Below are 13,356 nucleotides of genomic sequence, written 5' to 3' on the forward strand. Positions count from 1 at the left end.
GGAGACACCCCGGCATGAACGACGCCCGCTCCAGCAACGGAGACACCCCGGCATGAACGACGCCCGCTCCAGCCTCGCCGGCCTCGCCCGCAGAGGCTTCCTCATCGCCACCGGCGCCACCGCCCTCGCCTTCTCCACCGCCTGCGACGCCGGCTCCACCACTCCAGACGCCAGGAATGCCGCTGAGGGAGCAGGTCCCCGGCAGGGCGGCCGGCTGCGCGCCGCCTTCGCCGGCGGAGGCGCCAACGAGACCCTCGACCCGCACGCCGCCAACCTGTTCGTCGACGCCGCCCGTGCCAAGGCCCTCTTCGACAAGCTCGCCGACTTCGGCGCCGACCTCGCCGCCGTCCCCAGGCTCGCCGAGCGCTGGGAGCCCAACGACACCCTCGACACCTGGCGCATCACCCTGCGCAAGGCCGCCTTCCACGACGGCCGGCCCGTCACCGCCGAGGACGTCCTCTCCAGCTACCGCAGGATCGCGGACCCCAAGGCCACCTTCCGGGCCAAGGCCTCGCTGGAGCCGATCGACCTCGACGCGAGCCGGGCCGTGGACGCCTCGACCGTCGAGTTCAGGCTCAAGCGCCCGTACGCCGAGTTCCCCAACGTCCTCGCGGCATTCGGCGCGTACATCGTGCCCAAGGACGCCGTCGCCTTCGACAAGCCCATCGGCTCCGGACCGTTCAGCTTCGTCTCCTTCACGCCGGGCAGCTCCCTCCTCGTCAAGCGCAACGACGCCTACTGGGAGGGCGCCCCCCACCTGGACGAGCTCGAGTTCGTCGTCGCAGGCGAGGAATCGGCGCGCGCCGGCGCCCTGCTGAGCGGTCAGGTCGCGTACGCCCACGAGCTGGACCCGGCCACCGCCCGCACCCATCAGGGCAAGGGCAGGATCGACGTCGTCCGCCTCCCGGGCAGTGCGATGCAGGGCTTCGTCATGAAGACGGACCGCCCGCCGTTCAACGATCCCCGGGTGCGTCGGGCGTTCTTCCTCATCGCCGACCGCAAGGAACTCGTCGACGGCGCCCTCTCCGGCGCCGGCGAGATCGGCAACGACCTGTTCGGCAAGGGATACCAGTTCTACCCGGCCGGCCTCCCGCAGCGCACCCAGGACCTCGACAGGGCCCGCGCCCTGCTCAAGGAGGCCGGCGCCGAGGGCCTCAAGGTCACCCTCGACACCGCGCCCGCCGCCACCGGCTTCGTCGAGGCCGGCGGCATCTTCAAGGAGCAGGCGGCGAAAGCCGGAGTCACCATCGAGGTCAAGGTCGGCAACAAGGACACGTACTGGAGGGACATCCTGAACAACGGCACCCTCGCCTCCTACCGCTCGGGCGCCATGCCGATCGAGTCCCACATCTCGCAGCGGCTGCTGACCGGCTCCACCACCAACGCCACCAAGTGGCAGCGACCGGACTTCGACGACCTGTACCAGCAGGCCCAGTCGACCCGCGACGCCGCGCAGCGCGGAGCCCTCTATGAGCGGATGCAGCGCCGGCTGTACGACGAAGGCGGCTTCCTGATCTGGGGCTTCGCCGACTGGATCATCGCCACCGCCCCCCAGGTGCGGGGGGTGTCCAAGACGGCACCCGCCAACACCCTCGACTGGGCCCGCTTCGACAAGATCTGGATCGCGTGACACCTCACCCGTCGTGGATCGGCCGCCGCCTGCTCCTCGGACTGGGGCAGACGGCGGCCGTCGTCCTGTTCGTCTTCGCGCTCACCGAGGCGCTGCCCGGTGACGCGGCCGTCGCCCTCGCCGGGGACCAGCCCGATCCCGCCCGCATCGCCCGCATCCGCGAGACGATGGGCCTGGACCGGCCCGCCCCCGAACGCTTCGCGCACTGGCTCGCCGGCCTCCTGCACGGCGACCTCGGTACCTCCCTGGTCAGCGGACGGCCCGTCACCGGCTACCTCGCCGACGGTCTGGGCCCCACCCTCCTCCTCGCCGGCGCCACCCTCGTCCTGCTCGTCCCCCTCTCGGTCGGCCTCGGCGTGCTGGCGGCCCGCCGCGAGGGCGGGCCGCTCGACAAGACCGTCAGCGCGCTGACCCTCGGGGTGCACGCCGTACCGGAATTCGCCGTCGGGATCCTGCTCGCCACGCTCTTCGGACTGTGGCTGGCCTGGCTGCCGCCCACCGCCGTCGGCCTCGATCCGTTCACCGAGCCCGCGGTCCTCGTCCTGCCCGTCGTCGTCCTGCTGTCGCGGCCCGTGTGCACCATCAGCCGCCTCGTGCGCGCCGCAATGATCGACGCGATGGCCTCCCCGCACATCGCCCACGCCCGCCGGTACGGGGTCTCCGGCGCCCGGATCACCTGGACCCACGCCCTGCCCAACGCACTCGCCCCCGCCACCCAGCAACTGGCCCGTACCTGCGACTGGCTCCTCAGCGGAGTGATCGTCGTGGAGGCACTCTTCGTGATCCCGGGCCTCGGCACCGTGCTCCACGAAGCAGTCGCCGCCCGCGACCTCCCCGTAGTCCAGGGCATGGCCGCCGTCTTCGGCATCGTCACCGTCGCGGTCAACCTCGCCGCCGACCTGGCCGCGCGCCGCTTCGCGCCCCGGTCCGAGGCGGCGGCATGAAGCAGAAGCCGGCACGGTTCCTCGTCCCCCTCGGGCTGATCGCCCTTCCTGTCCTCCTCGCGGTGGTCGGGCCCTTCGTGGCGGGTCCGGCCGGACCCCGCTCGGTCTCCTTCTCCTCCGGCGAGGGGCACTGGCTCGGCACCGACTCCGGCGGCCGCGACGTCTGGCACCAGGTGCTCCTCGGCGGCCGCTCCGTCGTGCTCGTGGCGATCGCCGCCACTGTCCTCGCCTACCTCGTCGCCGTCCCCGTGGGCCTCGCCGCGGCCCTCACCCGCCGTACCTGGCTGGAGGAGGCGTTGATGCGGCCCCTGGACGTGGTCATCGCGGTCCCCTCGCTCCTGCTGGTGCTGCTCGTCGCGGCCACACTCACCCCGGGACCCGCCGGACTGACCGTCCTGGTCGGGCTGGCCGCCGTACCCGACGCCGCCCGGGTCGCCCACGCGGCGGCCGTCGACATCGCATCCCGGCCCGTCGTGGAAGCCCTGCGCATGCAGGGCGAGTCCTGGTGGCGCACGGCCCTCGGGTACGTGGCCCGCTCCATGCGCCGCACCCTCGCCGCCGATGCCGGGATCCGGCTCACCGGAGCCCTCTACCTGGTCGCGACCGCCGCCTTCCTCGGCGTGGGCGTCCAGCCGGACGCCGCCGACTGGGCGGTCATGGTCGACCGCAACCGCACCGGCCTCTTCCTCCAGCCCTGGGCCGTGGTCGTGCCCGCCCTGCTCATCGCGGCCCTCTCGATGGGCACCAACCTGCTCTTCGACGCAGCCCTCCAGCGGCACACCCCCCGGAAGGGAGCGACGCAATGACCCTCGTCGCCGAGGTACGAGACCTCCGCGTCGCCATCGGAGGCCGGACCATCGTGGACGGCGTCAGCCTCGCCGCCCACGCGGGCAGGATCACCGCCGTCATCGGCCCGTCCGGCAGCGGCAAGACCACCACCGGGCTCGCCCTCCTGGGCGAGTACCCCGCCGGCGCCGTCGTCGACGGCGAGATCCGCACACCGACGGGCGCGGTCGGATACATCCCCCAGCACCCGGCGTCCGTGCTCAACCCCGCCCGCCGGGTGGGCGCGCTCCTCACCGACATCGCCCGCCGCCAGGCGAAGGGCAGGCCCGCACCCCCCGGACACCGCGTCGAAGAGGCCCTGCGGCTCGCTCAGATCCCGGATCCGGAGGCGGTACTGCGCCGCTTCCCCCACCAGCTGTCCGGCGGCCAGCAACAGCGGATCGTCCTGGCCCAGGCCCTGCTGCTGGGCGCCCGGGTCATCGTCGCCGACGAACCCACCACCGGGCAGGACGCCCTCACCACACAGGGCATCGTCGCGGAGCTGGCCACCCTGGCTGCACAGGGCATCGCCGTCATCCTGCTCAGCCACGACCTGGACGTCGTACGGAGACTCGCCGACGAGGTCGTGGTGATGCGGGACGGGAGGGTCGTGGAGCGCGGACCCGCGTCGGCGGTCCTGGAGGGTCGCCTACGGGAGGCGCGCGCACGGGAGGGTCGCGTACGGGAGGCGCGCGCCCGGGAGGAGTTGCGCGCTGCGCGAGAGTTCCGCCCCCGCGGTCCGGTGCGTGTGGAGACGCGGAATCTGACCGCACGGCACCGCACCACACGCGGGGCGTCCGTGGCGCTGAGGGACATCCGCATCTCGGTCGCGGCAGGGGAGTGCCTGGCGCTCGTCGGCCGTTCCGGCAGCGGCAAGACCACCCTGGGACGCTGCCTGGCCGGGCTGCACCGGACGTACGAGGGCGCGGTCCTGCTCGACGGGATGCCGCTGCCACGCAGCCTGCGTTCCCGCACCCGCCCCGAACTGGCCGCCGTCCAGTACGTGTTCCAGGACGCGAAGGCCGCCTTCGACGAACACCGCCCCGTCCTCGACCAGGTCGCCCGCAGTGCCGTACGCCTCCAGGGCGCCACCCCGGCGCAAGCGCGCCGCACAGCGGTGCGCACCCTCGGCGCATTCGGCCTGAGCGAGAAGCTTGCCGAGCGCCGCCCCGGCCGGCTCTCCGGCGGCGAACTCCAGCGGGCGGCGCTGGCCCGGTCCCTGCTGGCCGGGCCGAGCGTCCTGATCTGCGACGAGATCACCTCCGGTCTCGACCCGACAACGCGGACCACGATCCTCGACGCCCTCGCCCGGCTCAGAGAACACCGCAAGCTCAGCCTGGTATTCATCACCCACGACCTCGCGGCCGTTGCAGCCCTCGCGGACCGCATCGCGGTCCTGGACGCAGGGCGCATCGTCGAGACCGGCCCCGCCCGCCAGCTGATCGAGCAGCCGCAGCATGCGCTCACCAAGGCCCTGCTGTCGGCCTCACGGACGGGGCTGCCAGGCAGCGCACCGGAACGCTGAGGAGGCGGCGCCGAGTCGGTCATGCCGCCGAGGTGCGGGAGGCCGTAGGGGCGCCGATGATCGAAGGTGAACGCCTTATGGCAGGCACTCACTTCCTGCACCTGGCCACCGTCCGGCCTGAGCCGGAGATCGGGCGCGGCGGCGCCCGTCTCGGCGAGGGCCGCCTCGACTTCGGCCCGTGCAGCGGTGCCGCCCCCTTCCGGTGCGAGATCGTGACCCAGACCCTGCTGCCGCTGGAGCGGCTCCGGGGTGCCGACGCCAGGTACTGGCGGCTTACCACGGCGGCGGGCGGGTCCACAGCCGTGGGCGCGGGCGGCAGCACCGCCGTCAGAACATGCTGTGGGTATCGGACTCCTGAGTGGGGACGTCCTGGATGACGTCCCAGTGCTTGACGCTTGTCGGGTGTGCCGGGTTCGGGGTCGAGGTGGAATGGTGACGACCATGTCGCCAACATGCCGCCGGTCCTCGCCCTCTCACGAACAGCACACCTCAGCCCTCCCGAGCTGACCAGCCGGACCGGAGCAGCCGGCTGGCCAGTACGACGTCCAGCACGAGATTGCCGCGCTGTGTCAGAGGGCGCAAGGCAGGCAGAGGGCGGACCGGCCCGGCCGGTTCGGACGGCGAGAACCATCGCGCCCATCGGTGGAGCCGCGTTGACGTGCACCTGTAGGTTTTCTCGTGGGAGCACGATCACGCAGGGGGAAGTGATGGACACGTCGGCCGCTCAGGGCCAAGTGCACGAGCAGATCCGGGTCCGGCTTGCGGCGGTGATGGGCGCCGATGCTGCGGAGCTCGGTCGCATCGCCGAGGAGGCCGCCCTTCGGCTGCACGAGAGCGGACAGGAACCCGACTTCGAGGTGCGGTCTGCGGACTTCGCGACTGATCCGTTCTTTGTTTGCGCCGACCGATACTGGCGGCGGCGCTTCGCCGGCAGTCCGTCCTCGGACACCGCCCTGGCCTGCGCGCGCTGGATCGCCGTGCACACCGCGGCCGGATGCCGCTCCACCGTCCGCGAGCAGTGGACCCTGGGCAACGGTTTCATCAACCGGTCCCACCTGGAGACCCGCGAACAGCTCGACGAAGCGGCCCGACACATCGCCGGAACCCCTGAGGCCGCCGACCTGGCCCTGACCGCGCTGCTCTACCACGCAGGAAAACTCCGCGCGAACTTCGCCTTCGACGACCTGAACGCCCTCCTCACCACCTCCGCCCTGGCCACCACAGCCGGCTCACACCGCGACGATCCGGTCATCCTGGCACTGCGCTCCTTCGCGGCGTTCGGCAGCCGCGCCCTCACCACCGAACACGCCCGCGAACTCCTCGACCGGGCATGGACGTCTCCGCACCCTTCACGGCATGTCGTGGACGTATGCCTGAACGGGCTGGCGTTCTCCGTGCCCTTCGACGGCCAAGGCGAACTCCTGCGCACCCTCGCGCAGGAGGCGGTGGACACCTACCCCGACCATCACATGTTCCGCTTCCGCCTCGCCACCGCCCACCACCTGTGCGCCGACCACGAGCAGGCCCTGACACACGTCGACGCCGCGCTGGCCATGCTCGCCCGCCACGGGGCCTTCAGTCGCGAACTGCTCCTGGAGCAGTACCTCGTCAAGCGGGACGCCATCCAGGAAGCCCGGCTGCGGGCGGCACGCGAGGCAGAGCACGAGGCCCGCTGGCGACGCCAGGACGCCGCCAACGCCGACCTGGAGCGCGCCATGCACCGCTCCTCCGTCCGGGCCGTCGAACTCGTGGCCGTGTTCACCTCGGCGATCGCCTTCGCGGTCGGCTCCCTCCAAGTCACCCTCAGCGGCACCCTGAAGCTGCGCGAGCGGCTGTGGATGCTGACCGCACTGGGCGCGTGGCTGACCGTCTTCGCCCTGCTCATCGTCGGCGGCACCTGGCTGATCACCCGCGGTCGCTCCCGCCGCTGACCGCCCCTCCGGCCAAGTCCATGGATCCGGCGGGCCAGGGGGGTGCAGGACGCGGTCTCCGGTCACGCGGGAGGGGAGAGCTGTTCGCGTACCCATGCGGGATCGGGGTTGGTGTGTGGCTTGCTCGCCACGACGACGGTCGGAACCGTCTCGTTGCCGTCGTTGGCTGCTCGCACCGCTGCGGCTCCTGCCGGGTCGCGCCAGATGTCGACCCAGTGCAACCGGCGGGCGCTGCGGCCCAACCGGATGCGCAGTCGGATGCAGTACGTGCACCCTGGCCGCCAGAAGACGACCGGTCGGCCGTCGACCGCGCTGCGGCGTTGTGCCTCCTGGGCACTGGTCGACCTCGGGAAGAACAGGGGTGAGTTCACGATGGCGAGCGCCAGGAACGCCGGCAGGACTGCCGCGGCCGTGCCGAGGCTCCCCGTGAAGATCTGTCCCGTCGCGACGGCCGAGCCGCTGAGCACGAGCAGCATGGGCAGGATCCAAGAGCGCATCATGGTGGTGCAGGCTATCGATGAGTCGACATGCTCCGCGTACCAGGTGTGGATCTGCCGGAGCGTACGAGGAGGTTGGACCCGTGCGGCCGGGCCCACTGGCCCACTGGCCCACTGGCCCACTGGTCCGCACCGGGCGCCTGGCGCCGCACAGGTCCGGGCAGGCTGCCGGCTCGGAGATCAGGGGGCGGGGCGCTTGCCCGAAGTGCAGGCCAGGGCCCCGGCGGCCGCCGCCTGAGCGCCGAGCGTGGCGTAGCGGCCGATTAGGGTTCAGGCATGCGTACGAAGAGGATCATCGCGGCGATGGGTGCCTTGGGCCTGTCCCTTACGGCCTGCGGGGCCGGTCCGGACGACAGCACGCAGGACTACTCCTTCCCGGAGCTGCCCCAGGCCGTCGCCCATCCGGTCCGGCAGCCGTCCGACCTGCCGATGCCGTGGGCGCAGCCCGGGGACGTCTTCGCCGAGGTCGTTGCCTCCGGTTTGCGCGGGAAGACGATCGACATGGCCAACACCGACGGGGAGACCACCGCCCGGTGCCCTGCCGACCTCGTGTTGAAGGACGGCGCCGAGGCCGTGTGCGTGAGCACGTTCGAAGGATTGGAGGTCGAGTGGGACGTCATCGTGGGCCCGGCGTCGGACGCCCACGGAAGGACGGTCCAGTGGAGCGCTGAACCCCGCCAGGGCATCCTCACCCGCGACGGCGCCGCCAACCAGGTCTACGGCGACTACAGCGAGCCCGACCTGGTGCGCTGCAGCAACATCCCCCAAGCCGTCCTCGTCCCGATGCTCGGCATCTCCGGCCACAGCTGCCAGACGGTGGTGAACGGGAAGGCCGGGAAGCCCATGCCGATCGAAGTCGGCCTGGTCTACCCGAAGCTGCAATGCAGGCACCGGACCCTCGAAGCCTGCGTGGGTTGATCCGGCTTCCTCAGCCGCCCGCCGCCGATCGGCGTTGGCGGGTTGAAGCCGATCAGGACCGGGGACTGGCGGAGCCGCGCTTCGCGCCAGGCGTCGACGCCGGCGAGCTGCAAGGCGCTGAGCACGGGGCGCAGGGCTGCGACGGCGCACACGCCGCCGTCCACACCGCAGGAGACCAGGCCGACGCCCTTGTTGTCCCACTCGGCGTATACGCGGTCGGGGGAGTTCTCCAGCACGGCGGGGGAGGAGCGGTGGTACTCAGAGCGAGGCGGTGAGGGGCCCGTAGCGCGGTGCAGGACGAGAAGGAGACTGCCCTCCCCACCGCACGTACGGTGAAGCCAAGTCGGGCATCTGGATGGTGCGCCGCAGCGCGGTCACCGATCTCGTCCTGTTCGGCGGGAATGGCTCGTGAGGTGATGGTGAGGGCGGGTCACCGGGCCGCCGGGCCGGTCGTGAAGAAATCGACCATCTGCTCCAGGCCGCGCGGCCCGAACATCGTCTCCAGGCTCTCGGCGGAGTGGGCGGCGGTTTCCTCGCTGCGCGGGAAGAGCGCCTTCTCGTAGGCCGCAAGGGCCGCCTCGGTGTCACCGGGGTGGGCGGCGATGGCCAGGGCGAGTTCGGCGCCGTCGAGCATGGCCAGGTTGGCTCCCTCACCCGCGAACGGAGACATCACGTGGGCGGCGTCACCCAGCAGCGTCACTCCCGGCACACGGTCCCAGCGGTGTCCGACCGGCAGGGCGTGGATGCGCCGCGGGGTGATCGCCTGCGCGTCGGCCACCAGGCCGCGCAAGCCCTCGTTCCAGCCCTCGAACCGGGTCAGGACCGCGGCCTTGGCGGCGGCGGGGTCGGTGAAGTCGATGGTGTCGAGCCAGCCCTCATCGGCCTTGAGCGCGGTGTAGACGTGCAGGCTGCCGTCGGTCTCCCGGTGCGCGAGGAAGCCGCGCTCGTCCCCCAGGCACAGGAAGAAGCCGTCGCCGATGACCGCGGCGCTGCGCACGTGACGGGTGTCGGCCTCGAACAGGTCCGTTTCCACGAACGAGATGCCGGTGTAGGCGGGCTGTGCGTCCGAGACCAGCGGTCGCACACGCGACCAGGCGCCGTCGGCGCCGATCAGGAGGTCGGTCGTGATCGCCGAGCCGTCCGTGAAGGTCACCTCGTGGCGGCCGCTGCCCAGGGCCCGGGCGCCGGTGACTTTTCGACCCCAGTGCACCGTGTCGTCGGGCAGGGAGTTCAGCAGGAGATCGCGCAGGTCCCCGCGGTCCACCTCGGGCCGGTCGCCGTTCCCGTCGTCCTCCTGGGACACGTACACGGTGCCGTCGGGGCCCAGCAGGCGCAGGGCCTCGCCGCCCGTGTGGACGATCTTGAGGAAGTCGTTGTGGAGTCCGGCGGCGTGCAGCGCCTTCTGCCCGTTCTGGGCATGGATGTCGAGCATCCCGCCCTGCGTGCGGGCCGCAGGCGACACCTCCAGTTCGAAGATCGCGGACTCGATGCCGTTGACGTGCAGGACGCGGGCGGCCGTCAGGCCGCCCAGACCCCCGCCGATGATCGCGACGGGGAAGTGGCTGGTGCTCATGGTGACTCCGAACGAAATGAGGATCGCATGGGTGCAGAACGACGGCCGCCGCACCGGCCGCCCTAACCCCGGGGGTGGAGCCGCGCACGGGCGGCGGGGGAGGCACGCGCGGACCCCACCAAGCTAACGAACATGTTCGCTACGAACAAGTTCGTTACCGATCACAGGCAGCCCCGCCCTTACTGGCGCGCCGTTCAGGCAGCTGCGCACCCTCGTCCCGTCTGCACGACCTGCGGCACCCATGCGGGCCTGGGCCAGCTGAGGCGGCAGGAGTGCGTGGTACGCCCGTGTGGGATGGCCCCGTTCCCTGTGCGTGCGGCCCGGTACGACCTGCTGAAGCTGCACGTCACCGCAATCGCCACCGGCCGGAACCGTCGGCACGCCCGATAAGGCATGCTGGCCACCGCGTACGGAGACCCACCCCGAGCGAACATGTTCGGAGCGAACGCGTTTCGGCGTAGCATCCGAGGCATGCCCACTCCGCAGAGCCGCCGCGAGCGGCCCGCCAAGCCTGCCCTGACCCGTGAGGGCATCGTTGACGCTGCCGTTCTGCTCATGGAGCGGGAAGGTCTGCAGCGTGTCACCATGCGCCGCCTCGCCGAGGCCCTCGACACCGGCCCGGCCTCGCTGTACGTGTATGTCGCCAACACCGCCGAATTGCATGCTGCGATCCTCGACCGCCTCCTGGGACGCGTCGACCTGGCCGCCCACTCCGGCGCCGACTGGCGTGAACGTCTCAACGCCGTGCTCGCCAGCTACGAGCAAGTCCTCTTCGCCCACCCCGCCCTCGCTCAGTCGGCCCTGACCGCACGGGCCGCGGGCAAGAACTACCTCGCCCTGCTCGAATCACTGCTCGCCCTGCTCGCCGAGGGCGGCGTTCCGGACCGCCAGGCCGCCTGGGGCGTCGACCTCCTGCTGCAGCGCTCCACCGCCTCCGCTGCCGAACACTCCGCACAGCGCGAGGACTCCCACGCCGAACGCGACTGGGCCCAGCTGCGCCAGGCACTGGCCACCGCCTCTCCCGACACGCTGCCGCACGTACGCGCACAGGCCGACAACCTCATTTCCGGCGCCCCCGCCGAGCGCCGCCGCTGGAGCATCGACACCCTCCTCAACGGCATCCTCGCCACCGGCCCCGGCCCTGGCCCCCGCACGCCATAACTCCTGGCCCGCGAGTCGGTCCTCAGGACCGGGCGGGCGGCGGCTGCGGGGCGGGACGTGCCGACAGAGGGGCCGCCGCGGCGAGGGACTACGCCCCGCTGCTTGCCCGCCGGGTTCGCCTACGTCCGGACCCTGCGAGCCCACCCCGGCCGGGGCGGCCGGGGCCGGTCGCGGCGGCTAACCCGTGAGACCGGGGGTAGGGCAGGAAGTACGGGCCTCGGGCGACTTCGCGCCACCCCGTCGATGATGCGCACCGTTACTGACCGTGCCAGCGTAGATCGACCAGCTCTCACGATCGCGAGGAGCCACCGTCATGGGCGCTATGCACGACAAGCGGGAGCAGCCGGATCAGCCGGGCAATGGACCCGACGAGGCGGCGGAACGCAAAGGCCCAGGTCAGGACCCGGCTAGGCGACGCAGGTCCTCCCACCACCTGGACGAGGAAACCAAGCGCCGCCGCGAGGAAGACATGGTGAAGGAGGGAGACGTCGAGGGCGACGAGCTGTAGCAATCCTGCCGCCGCACCGCCGGTGGCCGAGAAGTCACGGGAAGTCACGGGACGGAGTCGGGGTCGTGCTCACTGGGACCTCGGCCGCATCTGGGCGTGGGGGGCACCGCGACGAGGGCTGGACATCGGGCGAGGCGTAGCCGGCTCTGCAGCAGCTCGCGTAGCGTCCGGGCATCCGCGCCGCCTCATCTCCCGCGTCCGGGGCCTCCTGCACCGCAGGCTCGTCCGCGCCGCGGTGCTTACCCGCTCGGCCGGTGTACGCGACTTCTGCACCGGGGTTGCGGGAAACCTTGCAGGGGTAGCCGCCCTGTATCGACCAGCCTGGTCTGGCGGGACCCCCTCCCGCTGCCTGATAGCCACGGCAATGGGGCGGGTACGGGTGGCCCCGTTCGGCTGTGCGCGGCACCCGTCGCGCGCTTGACGGCCCTGCCCCACGTACGCAACGGGGCGACCGTGATGGGCTTTCTTGTGAACGGCGGATGCGCCATGGGCATCAAAGACTTCGCCGTCGATGTCACCGAGCAGCCGGGGCGGGCGATCGTGTCCGTCAGCGGTGATCTCGACTACGAGACCTGCTCTTCGCTCACCCGGGTCCTGAGCCCGCTCGTACTCCCCGGCAGGACGCTGGTCCTCGACCTCGCCCGCGTCACGTTCATGGGTACCTGCGCCCTCCACGTCCTTCTCGCCCTGCGCGCCCGCGCCATCGAGGAGGAATGGACCCTCGAACTCGCCGGCACCCCCGACCAAGGGCGTAACGTCCTGGAGCTCACCGCCACGCGCCGCCTGTTCATCCTCCGCCCCGCCGTCGCGCCGGCCCCGCTCTGAACTGCGCGAGTAGCCCGCACAGCCTCAACCGTCAGCTGCGCGACTACACCGCCCAGCCCGGCAACTCGTACGACGAACCTGTCAGCGGGCAGGTGCCTGGGTGAAACCGAGGCGGTCGGAGGCCGGCGTCCCTCGCGCGCTTACAGGGCTCCGCACGAGGAGCTACCTCGCCAACTAGTCCCTGTGACCGCTTTTGGTTCGCCGGTCGATGCTCGGGTACCGGGTACCGGGTACCGGGTACCGGGTACCGGGTACCGGGTACCGGGTACCGGGTTCTGTCGGGTGGAGGTCTGTGGAACGATGCCGCGATGATCACCTCACCCATACCGCCCGTCGTTCCCGCAGGCCGCATGGCCAAGATGGAACAGCCCGTCCTCACCCTCCCCAGTGGTCTCGAACTGCGCCCCTGGCGTGTCAGCGACGCAGACGCTCTCGTAGCCGCTGCTCAGGAACCAGAAATCCGCCAGTGGAACCGGCTCTTCGTGACGACGAGAGAGGAAGCACGCGAGCGAATCGAGCGCATGCGCGAGCGTTGGCAGACAGAGCAGAGCGCGAAATGGGCCCTCGCGCGTCCCGACGGTGGTGAGGCCGTGGGCTTGATCGGCTGGGGTGACATCGACCTCCAGGGCGGCAGCGCCGAAATCCTGTACTGGCTCTTGCCCGCAGGACGTGGCCGCGGCGCCATGGTCGAAGCTACGAAGCGCATCAGCCGGTGGGCGTTCGAAGACCTCGGCCTGCACCGTCTCCGGCTGTGTCACGCGGTGGCCAACTCGGCATCGTGCCGAGTAGCGGAGAAGGCCGGCTTCACCCTGGAGGGCACGATGCGTAGCGCCCTGCTGCACGAGGACGGATGGCACGACGAGCATCTGCACGCCTTGGTCCACGGCGACATCTGATCCCGTGACCCCGGACTCACCCGACCAAGATGAAGCGGAGGGATTGGCGACGGCATTTGCCGACTGCCGTACGGAACGGTTCAAAGAGCACGGTAGCGTCAGAATCTTCAATCCTGCAGCCGA

13 protein-coding genes are annotated in these 13,356 nt (G+C 71.3%); 10 read left to right on the forward strand and 3 right to left on the reverse strand.

The window, feature by feature from the left end:
• Window positions 1-52: 52 nt before the first annotated feature.
• The 5 genes from ACLJTM_RS19710 (at window position 53) to ACLJTM_RS19730 (ending at window position 6,855) form a co-directional block, all read left to right on the forward strand.
• Window positions 53-1,630 carry an ABC transporter substrate-binding protein gene (locus ACLJTM_RS19710; RefSeq protein ID WP_411104966.1) on the forward strand — a complete coding sequence of 526 codons (1,578 nt, stop codon included), beginning with the start codon at window positions 53-55 and terminating at the stop codon, window positions 1,628-1,630.
• Window positions 1,627-2,574: an ABC transporter permease gene (locus ACLJTM_RS19715; protein WP_411104967.1), complete on the forward strand. Its 948-nt coding sequence runs from the start codon at window positions 1,627-1,629 to the stop codon at window positions 2,572-2,574. The genes ACLJTM_RS19710 and ACLJTM_RS19715 overlap by 4 nt, the downstream gene beginning before the upstream one ends.
• Window positions 2,571-3,380, forward strand: a complete 810-nt coding sequence (locus ACLJTM_RS19720; RefSeq protein WP_411104968.1) for an ABC transporter permease — start codon at window positions 2,571-2,573, stop codon at window positions 3,378-3,380. Before ACLJTM_RS19715 ends, ACLJTM_RS19720 begins: the two co-directional genes overlap by 4 nt.
• Complete coding sequence (locus ACLJTM_RS19725; protein WP_411104969.1) at window positions 3,377-4,924, forward strand: ABC transporter ATP-binding protein; 1,548 nt, start codon at window positions 3,377-3,379, stop codon at window positions 4,922-4,924. The genes ACLJTM_RS19720 and ACLJTM_RS19725 overlap by 4 nt, the downstream gene beginning before the upstream one ends.
• A 707-nt stretch (window positions 4,925-5,631) precedes the next feature.
• Window positions 5,632-6,855 carry a hypothetical protein gene (locus ACLJTM_RS19730; RefSeq protein WP_411104970.1) on the forward strand — a complete coding sequence of 408 codons (1,224 nt, stop codon included), beginning with the start codon at window positions 5,632-5,634 and terminating at the stop codon, window positions 6,853-6,855.
• 62 nt (window positions 6,856-6,917) lie between these two features.
• On the opposite strand, the gene ACLJTM_RS19735 is transcribed toward ACLJTM_RS19730, so the two are convergent.
• Window positions 6,918-7,355 carry a glutaredoxin domain-containing protein gene (locus tag ACLJTM_RS19735; RefSeq protein WP_411104971.1) on the reverse strand — a complete coding sequence of 146 codons (438 nt, stop codon included), beginning with the start codon at window positions 7,353-7,355 and terminating at the stop codon, window positions 6,918-6,920.
• Window positions 7,356-7,628: 273 nt separating this feature from the next.
• Between ACLJTM_RS19735 and ACLJTM_RS19740 the strand changes: the two genes are divergently transcribed.
• Window positions 7,629-8,270: a hypothetical protein gene (locus ACLJTM_RS19740; RefSeq protein WP_411104972.1), complete on the forward strand. Its 642-nt coding sequence runs from the start codon at window positions 7,629-7,631 to the stop codon at window positions 8,268-8,270.
• Here ACLJTM_RS19740 and ACLJTM_RS19745 read toward each other — a convergent pair.
• On the reverse strand, window positions 8,219-8,566 hold the full coding sequence (locus ACLJTM_RS19745; protein ID WP_411105304.1) for an NAD(P)H-dependent oxidoreductase: 348 nt from the start codon (window positions 8,564-8,566) through the stop codon (window positions 8,219-8,221). The genes ACLJTM_RS19740 and ACLJTM_RS19745 overlap by 52 nt on opposite strands.
• Window positions 8,567-8,700: 134 nt before the next feature.
• Entirely contained in the window at window positions 8,701-9,843 is a 1,143-nt protein-coding gene (locus tag ACLJTM_RS19750; RefSeq protein ID WP_411104973.1) for an FAD-dependent oxidoreductase, read from the reverse strand.
• Window positions 9,844-10,314: 471 nt separating this feature from the next.
• Between ACLJTM_RS19750 and ACLJTM_RS19755 the strand changes: the two genes are divergently transcribed.
• The 4 genes from ACLJTM_RS19755 (at window position 10,315) to ACLJTM_RS19770 (ending at window position 13,233) form a co-directional block, all read left to right on the forward strand.
• Window positions 10,315-11,004 (forward strand): TetR/AcrR family transcriptional regulator, encoded by a 690-nt coding sequence (locus ACLJTM_RS19755; RefSeq protein WP_411104974.1) that lies wholly within the window; start codon window positions 10,315-10,317, stop codon window positions 11,002-11,004.
• Window positions 11,005-11,317: 313 nt separating this feature from the next.
• On the forward strand, window positions 11,318-11,512 hold the full coding sequence (locus tag ACLJTM_RS19760) for a hypothetical protein (protein ID WP_411104975.1): 195 nt from the start codon (window positions 11,318-11,320) through the stop codon (window positions 11,510-11,512).
• A gap of 486 nt (window positions 11,513-11,998) precedes the next feature.
• Entirely contained in the window at window positions 11,999-12,337 is a 339-nt protein-coding gene (locus ACLJTM_RS19765) for an STAS domain-containing protein (RefSeq protein ID WP_411104976.1), read from the forward strand.
• 308 nt (window positions 12,338-12,645) lie between these two features.
• Entirely contained in the window at window positions 12,646-13,233 is a 588-nt protein-coding gene (locus tag ACLJTM_RS19770) for a GNAT family N-acetyltransferase (protein WP_411104977.1), read from the forward strand.
• Window positions 13,234-13,356 lie beyond the last annotated feature (123 nt).

This window comes from Streptomyces sp. cmx-4-9 (assembly GCF_046548835.1).
Lineage (GTDB): Bacteria > Actinomycetota > Actinomycetes > Streptomycetales > Streptomycetaceae > Streptomyces.